This window comes from Lacinutrix mariniflava (assembly GCF_001418015.1).
GTDB classification, from domain to species: Bacteria; Bacteroidota; Bacteroidia; order Flavobacteriales; family Flavobacteriaceae; genus Lacinutrix; species Lacinutrix mariniflava.
Genome location: NZ_LIQG01000026.1, coordinates 178,314 through 202,399, shown reverse-complemented (window position 1 = coordinate 202,399; position 24,086 = coordinate 178,314). Strand labels below are relative to the sequence as shown.

Here is a 24,086-nt window from a genome sequence, read left to right as displayed (position 1 = left end):
TTATGTGTATTAAAATGTTTGTTTTTTAGTGCTCTCCTCTTATTTTTAAGAGGAGAATGAATTTTAATTTCCGAAAAGAAATTGAAAGAAATAGGAGCTAAATAAAAAATCGCTTTGCTCTTTTATCTTCAAACTCTCCGATTTTAATCTAAGATTAAAACCACCTCTCTTTAACTAAAGAGAGGAGCACATACGATTGTGTTTTTAGGTTAACATAAAATTAGTCTATCTGTCATTCCGAACGAGGAGGAATCTTATGATTTAATATTTCTATCTTTTTTTAAGCCAAATGTTATTTTTTCTAAAGACTGTATTCTTTCTAGGTGATTCATATCATAATGTGATACACCAAATTTACCTTCTTCGTTTTTAGTGATAAATTCATTCATGATGGGAAGTTTTAAATTTGCGAAATCTAAATTTTTATCTAATACATTAAAAGGTGGAAAAACCTGAAAAATGTAAAATCCCCAAATGAAAACAAAACTAAATTCTGGCGCATTGTAGTCAATTTTTCTTTTTAATAGTAACGCTATAGGTTTACTTATAGGTTTTTGATTAGGATTATAAAGCATGATATGCGGTATCAATGGTGTTGTTTTTTCTTTTTTACCCATTAACCATGAAATCCCAGATTTGAATTTATTGAAATCTTTATCTTCCATTAATGAAAAAGCTATTTTTACTAAGCATTTGTACACGTTGAGAGGAACGAAAGGCATTGTTAAAGATTTAATTTTCACTTTGTCATCAGATACTTTTAAAAAATCACCTTCCTTTTTAGTGCTAATCATTAGCGAGTTATCATCTTTAAATTGAAGAGAGTAACCATGATAACCATCAACGTATTTTGGAAATTTCTTTTTTCCTTTAATTGGTAAGTGAGAGTTCTTAAAAGCTCCAAAGCTTTTTAAGCTATATTCATATGCGCTGAAGGTGTTGTTACAATCATCGCATTCATTATAGCAAAAAGAGTCCTTGTTTCCAGTAAATTCTGGTGCTAAATGAGCTTTAGATTTAAATTTATTTAAATCTGTCGTACCACAATATTTACAAGTTCCTTTTTCTTCACTTTTTGTCTCGTATTTGGACATATAGACATAATCTTCATATATATCAGAAATAGTGTCTATTTCGTAGTGAATATTAATTTCCATTATATTTACTTCTTCTTAGGATGAACCAATTTCATCTCATCAATCAATCGCGTTGCACCTGCAAACTTATCAACAATAAATAACACATAACGAGCATCTACCATAATGTTTCGACAAATTTCAGGATCATAGTTCATATCGCTCATTGTACCTTCCCATACGCGGTCAAAATTAAGTCCAACTAAGTTTCCATGTGCATCAATAGCAGGACTTCCAGAGTTTCCACCAGTAGTATGGTTTGTTCCTAAAAAGCAAACAGGTACTTTTCCGTTTTTGTCTGCATATTGTCCGTAATCTTTAGCTGCGTGTAAATCGCGTAATTTTTTTGGTACATCAAATTCGTAATCACCAGGTACAAACTTCTCAATAACACCATCAAGGTAGCTTACAGGCTCGTAGTAAACGGCATCTCTTGGAGCATAACCACGTACTTGACCGTAAGTAACACGCAATGTACTGTTAGCATCTGGAAAATAACGTGCATCTGGCAAAGCGTCCATTAAGGCAGTCATGTACTTAGTTTGTAATGCTGTTATTACCTCGTTTTTTTCTTGAAATTGAGGGTCAATATTTTTGTAATAATTTTCAATAATTGGCTTAGCATATTTGTAAGCAGCATCTTTATTTAGCTTTTTTAATATGCTTTTTTGATCACCTTCAAATAAAGCTAAAGTAGATTCTAAACTTGTAAAAGCTGTTTTATCGTAAATTGAAGCATCTACATTAGAAGTATACATTGGCATAACAGCCTTGTAAACACCTTTATCTACAGTAACATCGTAATTTTTATGAATACCTTTTAAAATATCAATCGTTCCTGTTTTAGCACGCTCAAAAATATCTGGATTGCTAGTTATGGCAGCTTCCATTTGGTAAGCTCTAAACGTCATTTGCATTAACTCGTTGGTAACAATAAACACTTCAATAAAGTTTCTACGTTTAATATTTACATCAGCAAAATCCTTATAAAGGTTTTCAAATTCTGGTAAAATGCTTCCGTATTTGTTAACTAAATCTTTTGTTGTTAAAGCAGTGGTAAATTCAGCTTCAAATTTGCGACGTTCTGCTACTGCATTACTTTTTTCAATTCCTAAGTTCTCGCCAATCCATTTTTTCCATGCATTTGCAATTCTTGCTTGTTTAGAGGCGTATTTAATACGTACATCATCACTAGATTTCATTGCATTATCAATTACTTTTAAAGCTGCTTCACGAATAGCAATATTACTTGGGTTAAAATCTTTTGTAATATGCTCGATAGCTACTGCTGGTAAATACTCGTTTGTACGTCCAGGGAAACCAAAAACAAGTGTAAAATCACCTTCTTCAATACCATCTAAAGAGATTGGTAAAAAGTGTTTTGGCTTGTATGGTTTGTTGTCTTTACTATATTTTGCTGGTCTATTATTAGCATCTGCATAAATTCTAAACATAGAAAAATCTCCTGTATGTCTTGGGAAAACCCAATTGTCTGTATCACTACCAAATTTCCCAATGCTTGTTGGTGGTGCACCAACTAAACGAATATCTTCAAAACGTTCTGTTACAAATAGAAAGTACTGGTTACCATTGTAAAAAGATTTTACTTTAGTGTCTTGCCAATCTTCTTTAGTAGTTGCACTTTCTGCTGCGTTACTGTTTTTACTAATTTGAGATTGCTTCTCTTTTTCGGTCATAGCTTCAGCTACGCCAGATAGCACTTTAGAAGTTATATCTTCAATGCTAACTATAAACTCTATGTATAAACCTTCGTTTGGTAATTCGTCTTCAAGATTCATTGCCCAAAAACCATCTTTTAAATAATCGTTTTCTAAAGAAGAGTGTGCTTGTATTTGTCCGAAACCACAATGGTGATTGGTTAAAATTAATCCTTGATCACTAATAATTTCACTAGTACAGCCGCCATTAAAGTGGCCAATTGCATCCTTTAAGCTTGAGTTGTTTACATCGTAAATATCTTTGGCCGTTAGTTTACTACCAAGATTTGTCATTTCGTCTTCGTTCATGCCTTCTAAAAGCGAAGGAATCCACATTCCGCCTTGCTGTGCCGAAACATTAACTGTAATTAATAGTAAAATGAATTTTAAAAATTTCATAGTCGATTTGTTTTTTTTTGAATAGCCTCAAATATAAAAAATCGAGAACTAAAATTTGTTAAAATTCATCGAATTTCTAGTTATATTTAGGGTATGAAACATCTATCTAAGCTCCCTAATGTTGGGACAACTATATTTTCGGTAATGAGTGCTTTGGCGAATAAGCATAATGCTATTAACATGTCTCAAGGATTTCCTAATTTTAAAAGTGATTCAAAACTAATAGATTTAGTCTCGAAAGCGATGAATTCTGGTTACAACCAATATGCGCCAATGCCTGGAAATATGGATTTGCGAGAAGCCATTGCTAAGAAAATGGAGTTGTTGTACAATTCGACTTATAATCCTGAAACCGAAATAACGGTAACTGCCGGAGCAACGCAGGCTATTTATACTATAATTTCAACTTTTATAAGGCCTAACGATGAAGTGATAATTTTTCGTCCGGCTTACGATTGTTACGAACCTGCAATAGAAATTAATGGCGGGAAAACCATTTCTATTCAATTAAATGCGCCACATTATAAGGTGAATTGGGAAGAAGTAGCGACTCATTTTTCTTCAAAAACTAAAATGATTATTATAAATACACCACAAAACCCAAGTGGAAGTGTTTTTGCTAAACACGATATGTTAGCGCTTCAAAAACTAACAGAGAATACCAATTGCATTGTTTTGAGTGATGAAGTTTACGAGCATATTATTTATGATGGTCTCGAACATGAAAGCGCTTGTAAGTTTCCGGGTTTAAAAGCAAGAAGTTTTATAACGGCCTCTTTTGGAAAAACGTTTCATAATACAGGTTGGAAAGTTGGTTATTGTTGTGCTCCAAAAATATTAATGGATGAGTTTAAAAAAGTGCATCAGTTTAATGTGTTTAGTGTAAATCATCCAACTCAAAAAGCATTAGCAGACTATTTAAAAGAACCGAATAACTATTTGGGGCTTTCAGAATTCTATCAAACTAAAAGAGACTTGTTTTTAAGTCTAATTAAAGACTCTCGTTTTAAATATGTTCCAGCAAAAGGAACCTATTTTCAGGTGTTAGATTTTTCTGAAATCACTAAAGAAAGCGATGTTGATTTTGCAACGCGATTAACCATAGAATCCGGTTTAGCAGCAATACCATTATCGGTTTTTAACGATAATAATAAAGATGATAAAGTCTTACGTTTTTGCTTTGCGAAAACAGATGAGACCTTGAAAAAAGCAGCAGAAATAATTAATAAAATATAGTGATACTATTAATTTGGCAATATCTTTGATTATTCCATGATAACTAAAATAATAAAACAAATAATAATGAAAAATTTAATTTTACTAGCTTTCTTTTTAGGATTAAGCTTTAGTATGAGTGCACAAGAAATTTTAAGTAATGGAAAGACTTACAAAATTGTAAAGAGTAAGATTCTTTTAGACGGAGAAGATGTGTCTTCAACTTTTACCGAAGAACAAAAGGTTGAAATGTTTAAACAAGCAGAAGCAGCAACCGAGGCGGTTAAAACGCAAGAAGATGCGCTTGAGAAAGCTAAAGAAGAAGTAGAGAAGCAGGAAAAGGAATTAAAGGCCGCTGAAAAAGCTAAAGAAAAGCAAGAAGAAAAGGCTAAGCAAGAAGTTAAGAAGGCCGAAAAAGAAAAGAAAGATGCCGAAAAAGCAAAAGAGAGAGAAGAGAAGAAACTAAAAGACGCAGAAAAGGACAGAGAAAAAGAGCTTAAAAGTATTCAAAAAGCACAGAAAAAAGCAGAAAAAGAAACGAAGGCTATTGAGAAAGAGCTTAAAAAGAAAGAAAAGGCAGAAAAGAAAATAGAATCTGCTGAAAATAATTTAAGCAAAGCAAAAGATAAGTATGAGTCTCAAAATAAGAAATTCGAAAAATTAAAAAGAAAAGGTAAGCTTTCTCCAGACGATCATGAAAAGTGGGAAAAGAAATTCGAAAAACTAAGAAGTAATATAGCTAAAGCAGAAAAACGTTTAGGTAAGCTTTAATATGGCAGAAAAATTAAAAATAGCAATTGTACAATCTAATTTAGTTTGGGAGAATGCGGTAGAAAACCGCATTAGCTTCCATGCTAAAATAGATGCTATTGTTGAAGCCGTAGATTTAATTGTTTTACCAGAAATGTTTACCTCTGGTTTTAACATGAATGCTGAAGCCATTGCAGAAACGATGCAAGGTAAAACTGTAGCTTGGATGCAAGATATAGCTAGGCAAAAGCAATCAGCCATTGTTGGGAGTATTGCTATTACAGAAGATGCTAAATATTATAATAGACTTCTTTTTGTAAAACCAAATGGAGAAATAATACAATACAATAAAAGACATAGCTTCTCGCTTGCAGGAGAAGACAAAGTCTTTACTTCAGGAGCAAAAAAAGTAATTATTGAATATAAAGGTTGGAGTATTTGTCCGCAAGTATGTTACGATCTTCGTTTTCCTGTTTGGGCAAGAAATACAGAAAATTACGATGTGTTGCTTTATGTTGCTAATTGGCCAAAACAAAGAATTGCCGCTTGGGATGCTTTATTAAAAGCAAGAGCAATAGAAAACATGACTTACTGCATTGGTGTAAATAGAGTAGGACTTGATGGTAATAGTTTTGAATATCCAGGGCATTCTGCCGTTTACGATGTTTTAGGAGAAAAACTCACCAGCGATAATAGCGGAAAAGAAACTACAGAAATTATAACATTAAATAAATCTCATATCGAAAAAAACAGAAGACACCTAGGTTTTTTGAATGATAAGGATACTTTTAGTCTAGAAGTTTAAATGTTAGCGTTTCATCAAAACCAGCTGTGCCCTCAATAACTTCTAGCTGATAACTTACACGTTCTGGTTGGATGCCTTTTAGGTAATCTCCAGTATCATACTTTCCATTTTTATTAGTATCGTAAATAACACGTAAAAAGAATTTTTGAGGATCTAAATAATTGAAATCTATAGGTTGCGATTTTTCAATGTATTGTTCGGCAACGACTTCATATTTAGAATCTGTAAGCTGCACAATTACTGGATATTTTGCGTTTACAAGTATAGTTCTTAGGTTAAACAGTTTGTATTTGTCTAGCGTTTTAACTCCAAAATTTAGCGTGTCGTTGGTATTATTAAATAAGTCTAATAATGCATTTGGTAGCATTTGTATTTTGTACTCGTTATCTAAAGTTTTATTAAATTTAACAGCGTAACTATTATTTAAACTATCATATTCGGTTTTAAAATCGACTAGTACAGAGTCTTTGTCCCGTATTGCAATTTTGGTTTCATCTATACTTTCAAAAGGAATATTTGCGGTGATAAAAAAGTCTTTTTCCATACCAATAAAACCTTTTGTCTTAGGCTTTATAATTAAAGAATCGCGTTCTTTATCTCTAAGTCTAACTGTAAATGTGTCGATTTTTTTTCGGTTACTAATTTTAAATATTAACGAATCGACTTTTAATTTTGGGTTGTAATAATATAAAAGCGAATCGGTTTTTTCGTCTTTATAATAGCGACCTTTAAAACTGTCTGTTACTTTAGAGAGTAATTCTATTTTGGTATTTTTATAATCACCTTCGTAACCAAAAATAATTTTTTCACCGGCTACTAAACTAGGTTTTGATGCTCTGTAATTTACATTTTCAGAAAACAGTTTAAGCTCAAAAGTTTTAGAAGTGTCTTGAGGTAGCGTAATTGGTGTTTCGTAAAAGGCTATTTTTTCTGTTTTTTGCTGAAACTTATTATCACCATTTTTATCCTTGATTGCACGAAGCATGTATTTACCTGCTTTTATATTTTCAATTTTAAAATTGGTTGTGCTATCTAATGTATTAGTAAGGTAATTTGGTTGATTTTTATATATAAGTGAATCGGAATACGTAGAATCCATTTCATATAAAGCAACCGAAACAAACTCATCTACTTCAGGAATTAACGCATCTTTAATAATTCCTTTTACAGAAAGTGAATCTATATAAGATCCAGTTGAAAAAACGTATCTGAAATATTTAAACGGATTTTCTTCGTTATTATCCACAATACTATTCCCAAAATTAAACGCATAGGTAGTATTTGGCTGTAGTGTGTCGAAAATTTTAATTGTAATATATTTACTAGCAGAACCAAGAGGTGTTATGTCTGGTTGTGTTTTCATTGGAGGCGAAATAACCAGTTGCTGAGTTAGATTTTTTGTTTTAATATACTCATCGAAATAAATTCTAATTTCTTTACTATTAAAATTTGTCGTGTAGTTTTCTGGAACAGATTTAACAATTACAGGTGGTAAAATATCTTTTTCTCCACCATCTGGCGTACCTCTATTGGCGCAGCTAGCAATAATTAGGGCAATAGAAATAATAAATAAAATATTGTAAAAACCGTTTTTCATGCTTGAATTTATTGTTCGCAAAATAACAACATATTTGTAAAGTAACATAAATAGTATTCTATTAAACTTCGTATTTATAAAGAATTTAACATAAAAGCAACAGTCTTAAGCAATTGCCATTGTAGCAATGCTTATTTTTATGTTTTCGGCTTTGTTTAATTCTAGCATACAAGCTTCTAAAGTTGCTCCTGTAGTAATAATGTCATCCACTAAAAGAATGTGTTTTTTTGCTATTTTATTTGTATTGGATAGTGAAAAGGAATCGTTCTTACCTGTCCAGCGAGAAAACCTGTTTTTGGTAACTTGAGACTTGGTATTTGTTACTTTAATTAACACGTCGTCTATGTATTCGGCCTGCAGAGCAGCTGCTATTTCTTCACCAAATTTAGTGACCTGATTGTAACCTCTGCTTCTTAGCTTCTTTTTGTGTAGAGGTACAGGAATAACAATATCTACAGTTGAGTAATCTTTGTTATTACTTAATTCTGTTCCTAACCAAGTGCCTAGAAAAGTACCTATTTGTTGTTGTTCTTTATATTTTAATTGATGGATTAATTGTTGAGTAATTCCTTTTTTTTCGAACCTAAGTAAAGCTGTTCCTGTTTCAATTTTAGCTCTTCCGTAAAATAATTTTGAAATAAAGTTGTCTTTAGTTAAATGATAATTTGTTAATGGTAGTTTATGTCTACAAGCTGTGCATAGGTGTTTTTCGTTGTCAATTAGTTGTAATCGGCACGTTAAACAAACTTTTGGAAAGAATAAGTTTAGGAGAGCTGTTATCATTTAGGAACTAAAATACGGTAAGTATTTGTTTTTCAGATATATTATCCGTTTTATTATTGCTTTGACAATTAAATTTTCATTTCATGGATTTTAGTCATCAATCAAAATTTATGTGTTTAATTTTCGGTCTAGTTTAAATGATAGTTAACACTCAGGCCTTTAGTTGTAAGTTAATTATTGGTTCACTATTTTTAGGCAATGTAATTTTAGGTTCCTTCAATTGCATTAGTTAAAAATGAAATATTATAAGGAGTTAAAGAATTTTACATTCAAGTATTAAATTTCAGGGAAACATATCTAATATACTCTGCGCAAGAGACTGTCGATTATAAGGCTTAAGGTTTATTGAATTAAAATAGGAATACCCTCTATTTTTTAATAAAAATACGATTCAAATTCCGAAGGTTTTTTTACTTTAAATTCTTACGCTTTCAGTTATTTGTAATTTAAATGCGTTTATTTTTCATATATTCAAAATACCTATTTAATATTGCAGATTACAAATTGATTGAAAAATGATGGTAACTCCCCAAATCCCATATTTTAGACTAGCTACAATAGTAACTGGATTTTTATTTTTAATAGTAAGTATACTAAGTGTTTCAGGTTACTTAGATACTAAAGATGAGAATAAACTTCTAGAACAAGAAAAAACAATAATTATATCTGAACTTTCCGAAATGATTGACAGCTATGATGCCGTAGATGTTGTAAACGATTCACTAGGACTCCAACTCAATCAAGCTAAAGAACGGTTGTTAGCAACCATGGATTCTGTAAAAAGTATAAAGCCTAACGAGGCTCTAATCTCGAGATACAAGCTGCAACTAAAGAATTTTAAAATAAAAAAAGAAAATATTATTTCTTTAGTTAACAATCTTAAATCTGAAAATGAATTTCTAAAAATAGAAAGGAGAGCTTTTAATAAAGTCATAAAATTAAGAGATTCAATTAACGACGTAATTGAATTAAAATATGCCCATCTTTTAGAGGAGCGAGATAAGTTGAAAGCTTACGATAAGTTGTTTATAAGCAATGTGAACGTAGAAGGAGTTAAGCGTATAACTTCTAGGAACCGTATTGTAGACACAAGGTATGCTAGAAAAGTAAAGAAATTTCATATTGAATTTACTCTTGTTAAAAATAGGTTTTTAACAAAAGGGCCAAAGGTTTTTTACTTTCAAATTCTCGATTCTAAAATGAATATAATTGCAGATAAAGGTACTGTTGAGTTTAATGAAAAATCACTTATTTATTCAGGAAAGAAAACAGTCAATTATAAGGGAGGAGAAATTACAGTTTCTGCCATAATTAGTAAGGAAAAAGAAGAAAAACTAACTTCGGGTGTTTATTTTATTTCTATTATTCATAAAGGAGAAATTATTTCTAAAACCTCTACAACGTTAAAATAAAATAAGTGGTAATATTTTTATTAAAACCGTTCCATATTTAGAAGGGTTTTATATTTTTGTACTTATGGCAAATCAAGACGATCAATTTAAAAAAGTAATCTCTCATGCAAAAGAGTATGGTTACGTATTCCAAAGTAGTGAAATTTACGATGGACTAAGTGCAGTTTACGATTACGCACAAAATGGAGCAGAATTAAAAAAGAACATTCGCGACTACTGGTGGAAAGCCATGGTGCAAATGCATGACAATATAGTTGGTATAGATACTGCAATATTTATGCATCCAACCACTTGGAAAGCTTCTGGACACGTAGATGCCTTTAGCGATCCATTAATAGATAATAAAGATTCTAAAAAAAGATATCGTGCAGATGTTTTAGTGGAAGACTACTGTCTTAAAATTGAAGCAAAAATTGAAAAAGAAGTTAAAAAAGCTGAAAAACGTTTTGGAGACTCTTTTAATAAAGCTGAATTTATAGCTACTAATCCTCGTGTTTTAGGATATCAAGAAAAAATTGATACTATTCTATCTCGTTTAGGAAAATCTCTTGAAGCTGAAGATTTAGCAGATGTTAAAGCTTTAATAGAAGAGTTAGAAATAGCTTGTCCGTTAAGCGGAAGCCGTAATTGGACAGACGTTAAGCAGTTTAACCTAATGTTTGGTACAAAGTTAGGAGCAAGTGCAGAGACTGCAATGGATCTTTATTTAAGACCAGAAACAGCACAAGGTATTTTTGTGAACTTTTTAAACGTACAGAAAACTGGACGTATGAAAATTCCTTTTGGTATTGCCCAAACAGGAAAAGCGTTTAGAAATGAAATTGTTGCAAGACAATTTATTTTTAGAATGCGTGAGTTTGAACAAATGGAAATGCAATTTTTTATAAAGCCAGGAACACAGAAAAAATGGTTCGAGCATTGGAAAGAAACGAGAATGAAATGGCACCTTTCTTTAGGAATGGGAGAAGATAATTACCGTTTTCATGACCACGAGAAATTAGCACATTATGCAGATGCAGCAACAGATATAGAATTTAAATTCCCTTTCGGATTTAAAGAATTAGAAGGAATACATTCTCGTACAGATTTCGATTTAAAAGCACACGAAGAGCATTCTGGTAAAAAATTACAATATTTCGACCACGAAGAAAATAAGAGTTATACACCATATGTTTTAGAAACCTCTATTGGTTTAGATCGTATGTTTTTAGCAGTATTTTCTAATGCTCTAATGGAGGAAGAATTAGAGAATAATACAACAAGAACTGTTTTAAAATTACCAGCAGTTTTAGCTCCTGTAAAAGCAGCCGTTTTTCCTTTAGTTAAAAAGGATGGCTTGCCAGAAGTAGCAAAAGAAATTATTGAAGATTTAAAGTGGGATTTTAATGTGTTTTACGATGAGAAAGATGCAGTAGGAAAACGTTACAGAAGGCAAGATGCTAATGGTACACCGTTTTGTATTACAGTAGACCATCAAACTTTAGAAGATAAAACAGTGACTATTCGTCACAGAGATACAATGGAGCAATCTCGTGTTGCTATTTCAGAACTTAAGGATATCATTAAAAAAGAAGTTGATGTAAAAGAGTGGTTAATGAAAATGTAATTACAATTTACTCTAAATAATAAAACACCCAAACAGTTCTTGTTTGGGTGTTTTTTTTGTTTGTAATAGGTTTTATTAATGTGAATGTTCTGCTTCTCCTTTTTTCATTTCTGCTACTAAATAATAAGCTCCATTTTGTGCTATTAAAGTATTTTTAGGCTGCTCTTCTTTAAAACGGAAAGCAGAATAGCCATTGTTAGTATTTTTTACAATAACTTCTATTGGAGAAAAAAACCATTGGTCTTCTTTTTGTTTTGCTGTAAAAACAAAACTTATATTACCTTCTTCGAAAATAGCAGATTCAGGTAGTGCATTTTCTTCAGAACTGTCTGTTAGAATTCTTGCAGTTACATACATTCCAGGAATTAGGTTTCCATCTTTGTTTTTTATTTCAGCATGAATATGAAGTGCTTTCGGGCCTTCCTCAAAAGATTTGCCTACAGAGTAGATTGTGGCAGAGAGTTCTTTGTTGCCTAAAGACTCTACATTAATTTTAACGGTTTGTCCATTTTTAACCTTGCTAACGTCTTTTTCAAAAACCATTAAATCGGCATGTATATGCTCTGTATTTACAACTTCCATAAGTGGTGTTTGTGGTAAAACATATTGACCAGATTTTATAAATACCTTTTCTATATAACCATCAATAGGGCTTTTTACAGGTGCAATTTGCGAAATAGTACCAGCTTTAACACTATTAGGAGATATGCCTAATAAACGCAACTGACTCTCATAACCTTTTGTAAGTCCTTTTGCACTTGAAAAAGCAGATTTTGCCTGCTGGTAATCTCTACCAGAAGCAACCTTTGCATCGTATAGTTTTTGCTGTCTATTAAAGTCTTGTTCTAAAAAAGTAAGCTTGTTAACGGTTTGCAAATAATCTGTTTGCATAGTAATAATATCTGGATGACTAATGTAAGCAACAACTTGTCCTTTTTTTACTTTGTCTCCTTCAATTACTTTTATTTTGCTAATGTTAGCTCCTAGAATAGAAGTAATTATTGCTTCGTTTTGTGGAGGTACGCCTAAGCTTCCGTTAACTTCAATGTAGCCAGACATGTTGCGTTTAGATATAGTATCAACACTAATTTCTAAATCTTTAACTTGGGTATTGGTAAGTATGATTTTTTCAGAATGTGGCTTGTCTTCATCATGAGAATCGTCTTTAGAATGATCTTCATACTTTTCTGTATTTTCATGATTATCTGCTTTATTTTTTTCATTATTACAACTAAAAAGCACAAGTGTTAAAGCAATAATTATATGTATTTTATATGATGTTTTCATAGTCATTAGTTTTTATTTGTATAGTATTCTAGCTCGATTTTGCTGTTTAAATAGTCTTTAAAAATCTCCCAAGTGTTAATTTCTAATTGTACAGCTTCTTTAATGGTTTGTATAAAGGCAATGTAATCCATTGCACCTTCTTTGTAAGATAATGTAGCTCCGTTACGTTGTTGGATAGCAAGATTTAAAGCTTCGGATTTATAATACTCCCAGTTACTTTTATTTTGTTTGAATTGAGTAACGAGATTAGTGTAATTAGTTTCCAGTAAGCTTTTTTTAACTCGATTCTCTTCTTTAATAATTTCAGAATTTATTTTTGAAGCTTTAGTTTTTCCTTTTACAGAATTAAAAATCAACGGTATTTGAATACCTATTTGAAAACTACTAAAACCTGACTGTCCGTTAATTTCTTGAAAACCATATTGCGCAGAAAGTTTAGGAAGGTAACTTGCTTTTTCTACATTTGTTTGAGCATTAGCAATTGCTGTTTGGTTGTCCCAGTAATTAAATAACGGATGCGATTTCAAGGACTCCTGAATTATAATAGATTGGCGTTCTAAAGCAGCAGTTTCTGTGTTTTCTACATCGAATATAACATCGTTAAACAGCCATTGGTTTAGGGTTTGTAAAGCGATATTGTATTTATTAAGCGCAACTTGCTTTTGGATAGTGATTAAGCGACCTTGGTTTGCTGTCGATCTATATTCTAATTGAGAAATAGCTTCGGTCTCATATCTTAACTCAAGAGCTTGTTCTAAGCCAGAAAAAACAGAATCTATAGCAGCATAAGATTGATAGGTCTTTTTAGCAACATAAGCATTAATCCAAGCCTTTTTTACATTTTGCTCTAACTCCAAACGGTTTAATTGAAGGTTCATTTTTGCTAAGGCAATATTTTGTTTTGCTAGTTTGCTTTTAGCAGGACCTTTAAAAATAGCAATACCAGTTTGACCGATACCAAGTCTTGTATAAGTTGCAGGATTGTTGTTTCCTATTTCTTCTCCTGAAGTAAATATTTTAGTATCTCCAAAATTCCAGGCTGTAGTTTTTAAGGCCTCTTCTTTGTCAATATTTAATTTTGAAGCTTTTAAAGAAGGATAATTTTTTACAGCCATATTTACGGCTTCGTCTATAGAAAGGGTCTGATTTGTCTGAGCATTAAGACTAAAGACGCCAAAGAAAACTAACAATGAAGCTAAAACTGTTTTGTAGTTTCCACTTTTGCTTTTCGCTTTCTCATCTCTTGTTTCTATCCAACGGTATAAAATTGGTATTATAAACAATGTAAGTAATGTTGCGGTTAATAAACCGCCAATAACCACTGTTGCTAACGGACGTTGTACTTCGGCACCAGAAGAAGAGGATAAGGCCATTGGTAAAAAGCCTAACATGTCTGTTAAAGCCGTTAGTAAAATAGGTCGAATACGTCTTCGCGTTCCAATACGAATACGCTCGTTAATATCTGTTACACCTTCTTCTTTAAGCTCGTTAAATCCGCTTATTAAAACTAATCCGTTTAAAACAGCAACTCCAAAAAGCACTATAAAACCAACACCTGCAGAGATACTAAAAGGCATATCTCTTAAAATTAATGAAAATATGCCGCCAATAATAGCAAACGGAATGGCAACATAAATCATTAAGGTTTGCTTCATCGATTTTAAGGCGAAAAAAATTAATACAAAAATTAATCCTAGAGAAATTGGAACTACCGTTTTTAGTTTACTAGTAGCGCGTTCTAAGTTTTCAAAAGCACCGCCATATCTAACATAGTAACCTGTTGGAAGATTAATTTCGGTGTCTATTTTTGTTTGTATTTCTTCAACTAGTGTTTTAATATCTCTACCACGAACATTTATTCCAACATAAACACGACGGTTTGTATTGTCTCGGCTTATTTGCATTGGTCCTGGTTTAAAGCTTATTTCGGCAACTTCTTTTAAAGGAATTTGAGAACCGTTGGGAAGGCTTACAAATAGATTTTTAACGTGATTTAAATCTTGACGTAACTCGTCCTTCAGTCTAACTACTAAATCAAATCGTTTTTCGCCTTCAAAAATTGTTCCTGCAACTCCACCAGCAAAAGAGGTTTGAATAAGTGTATTAAGGTCGTTTATTTGTAAACCGTACTGCGCAATTTTAGCTCTATTATAGTGAATGGTTATTTGTGGTTGTCCAGAAGTAGCTTCTACTTTCATGTCTGCAACACCGTCTACATTGGCAACTAGTTTTCCTATTTCTTCGGCTTTTTTTGATAGAATTTCTAAGTCGTCTCCATACAATTTAATGGCGATATCTTCTCGAACACCAGTAATTAGTTCATTAAAACGCATTTCTATGGGTTGGGTGAATTCGTAATTAACACCCGGAATCGATTCTAAGCGTGTTTTCATTTTAGAAATTAATTCCTCCTTGCTAGTTACGGTTGTCCATTCGCTTTGTGGTTTTAAAATAACAAATACATCTGCTATATCCATAGGCATTGGGTCTGTTGGTACATCTGCAACACCAATTCTACTAATTATATCTTCAACTTCTGGAAAGTTTTCTTTTACAATTTTTTCAATTTTTGTAGTTGTAGAAATCGTTTCTGTAAGCGAACTTCCTGGTTTTAAAATAGCATGAAAAGCTAAATCACCTTCATCTAACTGCGGAATAAATTCACCACCCATTCTAGAAAACAGATAACCAGAAATGGCTAACAAAATAACAGAAGAAATGATAATAACTTTAGAACCTTTTAAGGCTTTAGCTAAACTTTTTTCATAAATATTTTCTAACCAAATAACAGTTTTGTCTCCCCAAGTTAGTTTTTTGTTTTCTGGGACTTTTAGAAATAGAGCCGTTACCATTGGTACGTAAGTTAAACAAAGTATCATAGCGCCAATCATAGCAAAACTGAATGTAAGTGCCATTGGAATAAACATTTTGCCTTCAATCCCTTCTAATGCTAAAATAGGAAGGAAAACAATTAAGATAATAAATTGACCAAAGAAGGCGGTGTTCATCATTTTTGAAGAAGAACTATAGGTTAGTTTATCGCGTTCTTCTTGGTTAATTGTTTGTCCTTTTTTAATACGTTGATACATTAAGAAAACGGTGCTTTCTACAATAATAACTGCTCCGTCCACAATAATTCCAAAGTCGATAGCACCTAAGCTCATTAAGTTTGCCCAAACACCAAAAATATTCATTAGTATAAAAGCGAATAAAAGCGATAGCGGAATGGTTGAGGCAACAATTAAACCACCTCTAAAGTTTCCTAAGAAAAATATTAGAATAAAAATTACAATTAATGCGCCTTCAACTAGGTTTCTTTCTACTGTAGAAGTTGTACTTTCTATTAGCTTACTTCTGTCTAAAAAAGGTTTAATGGTTACACCTTCTGGGAGCGATTTTTGTATCTCTTTAATTCTAGTGGTTACATTGTTAATAACCTCATTTGTGCTAGAGCCTTTCAGCATTAATATCATGCCGCCAACAGCCTCTCCTTCTCCATTTTTTGTTAATGCACCGTAACGTATGGCATTTCCAAAATTAACTGTTGCTATATTTTTAATAGTAATAGGAATTCCGTTTTTATTGGTAACAACAATGTTATTAATATCTGTAATTGTTCTTGCTAAACCTTCTCCACGAATAAAATTGGCTTGGTGGTTTTTCTCGATATAAGCACCTCCCGTATTCTGATTGTTATTTTTTAAAGCATTAAATACGTCGTTAATACTTATGCCTATAGATTTTAAAGTATTTGGGTCTATAGCAATTTCGTATTGTTTTTTATGTCCTCCAAAGGCGTTAACTTCTACAACTCCCGGAACCATTGCCATTTGTCTCCTAATAATCCAATCTTGAAAAGTACGTAAGTCTGTAGAGGAATATTTGTCTTTAAATTCAAGGTCTACTTCTAATGTGTATTGGTAAATTTCACCTAATCCGGTAGAAATTGGTCCCATAAAAGGCGTGCCGAAACCTTCGGGAATTTGGGTTTTAATTTCGGTTAGTTTTTCACTAACCAATTGTCTTGGTAAGTAAGTGTCTATGTCGTCGCTAAAAACAATAGTAACTACAGAGAGTCCAAAGCGAGAAATAGATCTAATTTCTTTTACTTCTGGAAGGTTTGCAACAGCCAATTCTATTGGGTAAGTTACAAATTGCTCGATGTCCTCGGTTCCTAAATTTGGAGCTTGTGTTATTATTTGTACTTGATTGTTTGTAATGTCTGGAACGGCATCTACGGGTACTTTTTGTATGCTATATATTCCGCCAACTATAAGTGCTAGTGTAAACAATGCAATAACAAATTTGTTATTGATTGAAAAGTCAATAAGTTTATTAATCATTATGATTTTTGATTTAATTCTGTAAATAAAATGTGTATTTACTCTATTAAATAGAGTAAAAAAGGCCTGAAAAGATTCAGATATTTAAGAATTAAATTGAGGAGGTTGTAAAAGACTGTGTATATGGTCTCTACTTATGTTTTCGAAATAAGAAGGCATTTTTATAGTCTCTTCTATTTTTGAGAAAACGAAATCTATTGGTTGAGATGGTATAATTTCTATGTGGCAACATTGGCAAGTGCAAAAAGGTGAGCATAAATCTTGAGTATGATTATCTGTACCATGATCACTAGAAACGTAAGTATCTTGAGAAGTGTCGCTATTGTCTATTGCTACATCGTTACACGGTATAAGTGTAAGACCTGTTAAGTAAATAGATAATATGATTGCAATAAATTTCACGATGTAAAGGTATTCTATTTTTTTAGATTAGAAATGTTAAGAGTATTAAAAATAAGCTTTTACTCATTAAAAAGTAATGTTTACTCATTAAAGCTTTTTAAAATTGAATAGTTTTATAATCTTTGAAAAGACTAATCTAGACTAGTTATGAAATCAATTTTAAATCTTTTTATCTTCTTTGTTGTTTCGATTGTATTTGCTCAAAAGAATATGGACACTATTTATGGTAATCCAAAGTCTGTAAGGATGAAGGTAGAACTGTTTGAAGATGTAAAAGGAGCAAAGGTTAAAATATTTGAATTGGAATCGCAAAAATCTCCTAAACATATTACTTCTGGTTTTATTGGGAATTGGACAAGAGGTTTAAGGGCTAGCAATATTAAGTGCTATATAGTATTTCTTGAAAATAGAAAAAAAGATTATGAAATTTGGTACGATAATGATGATGAAGTTGACACAGAGTATTATTATAAATATGATAAAAACGAAAATTTAGTAGAAACGAAAGAGTTATTTTATGACGATGTTTATTACTTAACTAGATATTTTTATAATAAGTCTAATTTACTTATTTCTGAAAGCCGCTATTGGAGTGACGATTCTAATGATTTTGTACATTGGTATTATGCTAGAGGTTATGAAGGAAAAGTAATTGGAGTTAAAAGTTTTGATGAATATGGTAGTCGAGATATCGTTACAATTGAAATTGATAGTATTGAAAATTCTATAAAAGAATACCGTCAAAGAGTTTTTAATTATAATAATAACAATAGTTTTAAAATTAAAGATTCTATTGGGAATAAATTTTTAATGAAAAAGAGAATATTTGATGCCTTTGAGAATAAGATATACGAAGAGCGTGGGGTTGAAGAAAACTCAAAAAAACCTTATAAAATAATATATCGATATGATGATAGAAATAACTTAATATATCAAGGTAATATAAAAGATACTCTTAATTCGTATTTTAAATATAGATATAATTCTAATGATTTAAAAACATATTGCGAACATGTGAATATAAAATATCCCAATAATAATGACACTATTGTTTATAAATACAACGACAAAAATTTAATTAAACATGTTAAATATTCAGGAAAGGACTCTTATGGTAGAAAAAGAGGTCATGTGTTAGATTTTAAATACAAATTCGACCGTAAAGGAAACTGGACTAAAATCACGAAGATAGTTAATGGAGAGCCACTCTATGTTTGGACTCGAAAAATTAAATATTATTAAAAATAAGCCTTCAGCTGCACATTCCCAGTATGTATAGTCTTACTAGTTTCGGTTTTTCTGCCAAAATAAGTAAGATTCAAATCTAAAAACTTAGTAATTTTTTGCTGTGCCAAAACACTCCAAGTAAGGTTTTTTCCTGGTTGTAAACCTTCAAGCATTTGGTAACCAACAGGAGAGTTTGCATTACCTTCAAATGTATTAGAAAAAATATTTAATTCTCCAGAAATAGCAGATTTTACGTTTTTAGTTACGGCAAAAGAGAAGCCATACTTTTGTTGATTTAAAGTTTCTAAATCACCAATCGTATTTCCTTTGTTTGTGTATTGGTAAAATACATCGAAACGGACATTGTCGTTTAGTAAATAAGATAATTTTGGATTGAAGCGTTCTTCATCTATTTTAAAGTTTTTAGTCACAAAGTTTTCGCTTTCACTTTCATTTTTATCGAAACCGGCAAGAAAATTAGCCAACCAACTTGTAGCAAATTTATGATTAAAATTTAACTGATGACTCTTTAAACTATTAGCAATAAAACCAACAGATAATACATTTCGAGATTGGTTACTTAAGTAAGTATAAGAGGTTGTGTAGTGTTGTTTTCCGCGATTATAACTTAATACATTTCTAAAATTAAGCTGAAGTCCTAATTGGTTATCTTCATCACTCTCAAACGGATTAATATTAAAAGCATTGCCTTCTCGTTTAATTTTTCTATCTATTAAATAACTACTTTGATTATAAAAATGAGACAGGAATTTTTTGCTTTTATTGTCTTCGTTTATCCAACTGGTTGGATTTAAAGTTAATGCTTGACTTAATCTGTTTTGATGTGTTTTTATAAAAACCTGGTTTGGTAATAATACTCTAATGTATTTACCTTGATCTTGAAACTGTGCGATTTCAAATTCTTCTAATTCTTGAATTCCGTTGCCATTATAATCATTCCAAGTGTAAGCGCCTTGTCCGGGTTCCACTTCTACGTAGGTAAAATCTTGTTGTGCTAAGGTTCCAGAGTTGGTCTCGAAAACGGTATTCCAATTTATTATATTTTTAAAAAATTGCTGACTAAATAATAATCTAGAATTTATGGATTGTTCATCCTCTACGTTTTCGTCAGTATTTTTTAAAGTTCTATAATTTGCAAATAAAGATAAGTTTGTGCGCTCATTTTTTATTAATCTAGAGTTTAAGTAGTAGGTGTTAGAGGTATTTACACGTTCTAAATTATTATTACGTAAACTGTCGTTTACTCTATATTTGTAGCCAATTTCGGCAAAAACACCTGTGCTATCACCAACACCTGTAAAAATTTCGTAAGCTTTAAAACGCTGACTTAAATCGGTAAAACTATCGGTAGCAACTTCTTTTTGTTCGTTGTTTTCAGCAGACAATCTTCCGCCAACCCAACTTTTTCTAAAATTATAACGTGCTTCATTATATGTGCGTAAAAAAGTAGAGGTTGTTGTTGATGCATTACTGTTTAGTAGGCTTGTATTTGTGGTTAGTGCTAGTTTTTTATTTAAAAATAATTTAGCATTTACTGTATGTTTGTTTCCGTTAAAATTGTTAGAGAAATTAAGATGCTCGAAGAGGTAATTGGCTTTTCCTTTTTTATTATGAAAAGCACTTGTTCCTGCCGAAAGTAATATTTGATCTCCAAAACTAGAGTTTAATCCATTTGTGGTGTTTTCATCAATATTCCAATCGCGATTAAATTCAGGATTATACAAACCTTGGATATTTCTAAATTGATCTTGAATAAAATCGGCATCTACAAAAGCATCAACATTCCATAAACTATCCTGTTTAACAATAGATTGTCTTACGTTTAATTTTCCTGCAAAACCAGTGTTGTCATCATCATCTAAGCTAGAGAAAAGGTTTAAATCGTTTTTACTACCGGCAAATTCAAAATTAATGGTGGTTTTTTCTGAAGGTGTATAGCTTCCATTAACCACCGCTACTTGTAATTTAACAGGTGCAACCAATTGTATAATAGGTGCAAAATTACCTTGTGGCACGCCCGCAATTGGTTCTATATATTCGTAGATGGTGTTGATGGCGTTTATGCTACTTATTATATAGTTACCATTATTATCTCCAATATTTGTAAAGCGTACACTAAATAGAGTATCGTTTGCATTGTTCGAAAACAGAAAGGCTTCTACACCATTAATAATTTCTTTTTTATATAGAATCCGGTTTTCGTTAAAAGCTTCCTCTACGCTAGAAGGTGCAACCATTTGTGTTCTATCATCGCCAGCTTCGGTTAAAGTACTAACCTGATCTGCCGATAAATTTTGTTGTAATGGATTGTTCTTGGCATCATTTTCAGAATAAATAGAAGCTCCAATTTTAAATTTTTCAGACTCGTAATTTCCTCCTGCGTATGCAACCAAACGTGAATAATTTCTATCACTAAATTGGTAGTCTACAGTAATTCTCATTTCACTGGTTATCGGGAAAGTAGAGTTAAAAATAATTTCACCTGCATTGTAATCTATTATATAATCTTCATTTTCACCACGATCTACAATAATACCGTTAACGTAAACGGTTTCACTTCCAGAAACAATAAGTACAAATAACTCACCATTTTGCCCTTGTAATTTATAAGGACCTTGGTTCCCTTCTTGAGCAGTAAATTGACTAGTAGTAAACTGCCCACGAACTAATGCTCCAGCTGCGAATAGGTTGGTTTGTGCATCGTCATCGCCAAATCTTGCTTTTAAGGAAAGGCCTTGAACACGTTTTGAAAACTGGGCAAAATAAGAATCGTTATTTTCTAAATCTATATCTCCAGCTCTTATGTTCCATTTATCGCTAAAAATTTCAACAAAAACTTGGTCAAATTCATCTAAACGTTGAGAGTAACCAGTTTCTTGTAGCGGTATATTGGCATCTTGAATAGAGGCACGAAGCGAAACTTTATCGTTAAGTTTTCCGGTAATTTGTAAATCTAACTCACTATTTAATACCGAATTTTGGTTATTTCCAATAGTAACGCCTCGCGAAATACTTCCACTAGTTGTTAAACCGTCAAAAGGCTTGAACTCGTTTTCTGTGTTAGACTGTTTAATTTTGTAGAGTTTATTAACCTTATCGTTATTCTCTACAATAACGGTTTCGTTAAATTGCTGATAAACTCTAGTAAGGTATTCTGGATATTTAAGATAGTTAATTATTAAAGAATCTGCTTCAATAGGTTTTTTGAAAGTTAAAATTGCTTTCGAGAAATCTACAGAATAAAAGGTAGTGTCTATAATAGTGGAATCTTTCAGTTTAATAGAAAAACTATTCGGGTTTATACTTACACTATCTATGGCTATAACCTCTGTTTTAGCTACAGTCTTCTGCCTAAAATTAGAACTATGCTCTTGTGCGAAAGCAATAATTCCGAAGAAAAAAGTAAAAAGAGTAAGTATAGACCTCATATGTAGTTAAACTAAAAACACGACAATATATTTTGTTAATAGTTTATGTTTAATTTAGGAATTATTTAATGTGGTAAAAGTAATGCATTATTTATTTTAGCAGAAATAACAATTAATTATATATGAAAATCATCTCTTACAACGTAAATGGTATACGTGCTGCAATAAAAAAAGGTTTTATAGAATGGCTAATTAGTGCTAATGCAGATGTTGTGTGTTTGCAAGAAACCAAGGCTATGAAAGAGCAGTTAGACCTTTCGTTATTTGAAGAGGCGGGCTATAAATATAACTATTGGTATAGTGCTCAAAAAAAAGGATATAGTGGTGTTGCTATATTAAGCAAAACAGAACCAAACCATGTAGAATACGGAACAGGAATAGAAACCATGGATTTTGAGGGTAGAAATATTCGTGCAGATTACGATGGTGTTTCGGTAATGAGTATGTATTTACCATCTGGAACTAATATGGATAGACTTGAGTTTAAACTTAATTATATGTCAGAAATTCAAGATTACATAACAAATTTAACTTCAAGTATACCAAATCTAGTAGTTTGTGGAGATTATAATATATGTCACGAAGCAATAGATATTCATAATCCTAAAATGAAAAACGTTTCAGGTTTCTTACCGGTAGAGCGAGAGTGGATTGGTGCTTTTATTGAAAGCGGATTAATAGATTCGTTTAGATATTTAAATCCCGAGAGAGTCGAGTATAGCTGGTGGAGTTATAGGGCAAATTCAAGAGCAAACAATAAAGGATGGCGTTTAGATTATGCAATGGTTACAAAACCATTACAAGAAAAAATAAAAAGAGCCGTTATACTTACAGAAGCTAAACATAGTGACCATTGTCCTATTTTAGTAGAAATAGAAAACTAAAAAACAATATTACCCAAATGAAAACAAAATTCAAAGTCATAGCCTTGTTGCTAATTGTCTCAACATCATGTGTGTCTCCAAAAGTTTTTAAAAACTTAGAAGATAGGTATGCAGCATTAAAAAAAGAAAATAGAAGCTTACAAGATGAGTATAACAATTTGCTTTTAGCTAAAAATAAAGCCGAAAACGAATTAAAATACACCAAAGAAGATTACGATAGCGCAACAGAAGATAAAAATCGCTGGGAAGCAGACTATAAAGCATTAGTTAATGAACATAAAAATTTAAATGATTCTTATAATGCATTAGAGTCTAATAGCTCAGCTGCAATCGCAGCTAATTCTAAAAAAAATAGAGAGTTATTAGCAAAGTTAGAAGCAAAAGAACAAGCCTTAGCATCAGAGAATGCAAGATTAGAACAATTGAAAAAAGAGCTTGAAACACGTTCTAATAGAGTTGCAGAGTTAGAAAGTGTTATAGCGGCTAAAGATGCTGCAATGACTAGTTTAAAAAATGCAATTTCAAATGCATTAACAGATTTTGAAGGTAAAGGTCTTACCATCGAGCAACGTAATGGAAAAGTTTATGTCTCTATGGAAAACAAGCTTTTATTTAATTCAGGAAGTTGGGCAGTAGGATTAGAAGGTAAAAAAGCAGTTAAACAATTAGGAAGCGTATTAGGCGATAACCCAGAAATAGCCGTTTTAATAGAGGGTCATACAGATAATGCACCTTACTCTGGTTCAGGTCAAATTAAAGGAAACTGGGATTTGTCTACCAAAAGAGCGACTGCAATCGTCAATATCCTTAGAGAAAATAATAATATCAATCCAGAAAATTTAACAGCAGCAGGACGTGGAGAATTTGCTCCAATTGCAAGCAATAATACAACAGAAGGAAAAGCCAAAAACCGACGCATAGAAGTTATTCTAACACCAAAGTTAGACGAGCTTTCTAGACTGTTAAGCGATAATTAAATTTTGGGCGTTACCAAACCAATGCTAAAAAGCATTGGTTTGGTCAGGCTCTCGGCAGTCGCTCTCTGCGAGGAGCTTCAACAATGCCTCCATCCT

Annotated in this window: 16 protein-coding genes; 8 read left to right on the top strand and 8 right to left on the bottom strand. The window is 31.8% G+C overall.

The window, feature by feature from the left end; all coding sequences use genetic code 11:
* Positions 1-254: 254 nt before the first annotated feature.
* Positions 255-1,157 carry a hypothetical protein gene (locus ASC44_RS07880; protein ID WP_055447065.1) on the bottom strand — a complete coding sequence of 301 codons (903 nt, stop codon included), beginning with the start codon at positions 1,155-1,157 and terminating at the stop codon, positions 255-257.
* 5 nt (positions 1,158-1,162) lie between these two features.
* Positions 1,163-3,253 (bottom strand): S46 family peptidase, encoded by a 2,091-nt coding sequence (locus ASC44_RS07875; RefSeq protein WP_055447064.1) that lies wholly within the window; start codon positions 3,251-3,253, stop codon positions 1,163-1,165.
* Positions 3,254-3,346: 93 nt separating this feature from the next.
* Between ASC44_RS07875 and ASC44_RS07870 the strand changes: the two genes are divergently transcribed.
* From ASC44_RS07870 to ASC44_RS07860, 3 genes are all read left to right on the top strand, one after another.
* A complete protein-coding gene (locus ASC44_RS07870; RefSeq protein WP_055447063.1) occupies positions 3,347-4,489 on the top strand; it encodes a methionine aminotransferase in 1,143 nt (380 codons plus the stop codon).
* 66 nt (positions 4,490-4,555) lie between these two features.
* Entirely contained in the window at positions 4,556-5,239 is a 684-nt protein-coding gene (locus tag ASC44_RS07865) for a hypothetical protein (RefSeq protein ID WP_152973294.1), read from the top strand.
* 1 nt (position 5,240) lies between these two features.
* Positions 5,241-6,023 (top strand): amidohydrolase, encoded by a 783-nt coding sequence (locus ASC44_RS07860; RefSeq protein ID WP_055447061.1) that lies wholly within the window; start codon positions 5,241-5,243, stop codon positions 6,021-6,023.
* Here ASC44_RS07860 and ASC44_RS07855 read toward each other — a convergent pair.
* Positions 6,007-7,620 carry an Ig-like domain-containing domain gene (locus ASC44_RS07855; RefSeq protein WP_055447060.1) on the bottom strand — a complete coding sequence of 538 codons (1,614 nt, stop codon included), beginning with the start codon at positions 7,618-7,620 and terminating at the stop codon, positions 6,007-6,009. The genes ASC44_RS07860 and ASC44_RS07855 overlap by 17 nt on opposite strands.
* Before the next feature lie 105 nt (positions 7,621-7,725).
* Entirely contained in the window at positions 7,726-8,403 is a 678-nt protein-coding gene (locus ASC44_RS07850) for a ComF family protein (protein WP_055447059.1), read from the bottom strand.
* A 515-nt stretch (positions 8,404-8,918) separates the two neighbouring features.
* On the opposite strand from ASC44_RS07850, the gene ASC44_RS07845 reads away from it, so the two are divergent.
* Both ASC44_RS07845 and ASC44_RS07840 read left to right on the top strand, forming a co-directional pair.
* On the top strand, positions 8,919-9,815 hold the full coding sequence (locus tag ASC44_RS07845; protein ID WP_055447058.1) for a hypothetical protein: 897 nt from the start codon (positions 8,919-8,921) through the stop codon (positions 9,813-9,815).
* Positions 9,816-9,879: 64 nt separating this feature from the next.
* On the top strand, positions 9,880-11,421 hold the full coding sequence (locus ASC44_RS07840) for a glycine--tRNA ligase (RefSeq protein WP_055447057.1): 1,542 nt from the start codon (positions 9,880-9,882) through the stop codon (positions 11,419-11,421).
* A gap of 75 nt (positions 11,422-11,496) precedes the next feature.
* Here the strand turns inward: ASC44_RS07840 and ASC44_RS07835 are convergent, their stop codons facing one another.
* The 3 genes from ASC44_RS07835 to ASC44_RS07825 all read right to left on the bottom strand — a co-directional run bounded on the left by ASC44_RS07835 (position 11,497) and on the right by ASC44_RS07825 (position 17,453).
* Positions 11,497-12,708, bottom strand: a complete 1,212-nt coding sequence (locus ASC44_RS07835) for an efflux RND transporter periplasmic adaptor subunit (protein WP_055447927.1) — start codon at positions 12,706-12,708, stop codon at positions 11,497-11,499.
* A 5-nt stretch (positions 12,709-12,713) separates the two neighbouring features.
* On the bottom strand, positions 12,714-17,051 hold the full coding sequence (locus tag ASC44_RS07830; RefSeq protein ID WP_055447056.1) for a CusA/CzcA family heavy metal efflux RND transporter: 4,338 nt from the start codon (positions 17,049-17,051) through the stop codon (positions 12,714-12,716).
* A gap of 84 nt (positions 17,052-17,135) precedes the next feature.
* Positions 17,136-17,453, bottom strand: coding sequence for a DUF6660 family protein (locus ASC44_RS07825; RefSeq protein WP_055447055.1), 318 nt, complete (start codon positions 17,451-17,453; stop codon positions 17,136-17,138).
* Between the two features lie 147 nt (positions 17,454-17,600).
* Between ASC44_RS07825 and ASC44_RS07820 the strand changes: the two genes are divergently transcribed.
* A complete protein-coding gene (locus tag ASC44_RS07820) occupies positions 17,601-18,695 on the top strand; it encodes a hypothetical protein (RefSeq protein ID WP_055447054.1) in 1,095 nt (364 codons plus the stop codon).
* Here ASC44_RS07820 and ASC44_RS07815 read toward each other — a convergent pair.
* Entirely contained in the window at positions 18,692-22,129 is a 3,438-nt protein-coding gene (locus ASC44_RS07815) for a hypothetical protein (RefSeq protein ID WP_055447053.1), read from the bottom strand. The two genes, ASC44_RS07820 and ASC44_RS07815, sit on opposite strands and share 4 nt — an antisense overlap.
* Positions 22,130-22,251: 122 nt before the next feature.
* Here ASC44_RS07815 and ASC44_RS07810 point away from each other — a divergent pair, with 122 nt between their 5' ends.
* Entirely contained in the window at positions 22,252-23,013 is a 762-nt protein-coding gene (locus ASC44_RS07810; protein WP_055447052.1) for an exodeoxyribonuclease III, read from the top strand.
* Between the two features lie 17 nt (positions 23,014-23,030).
* Positions 23,031-23,990, top strand: coding sequence for an OmpA family protein (locus tag ASC44_RS07805; protein WP_055447051.1), 960 nt, complete (start codon positions 23,031-23,033; stop codon positions 23,988-23,990).
* Positions 23,991-24,086: the final 96 nt, after the last annotated feature.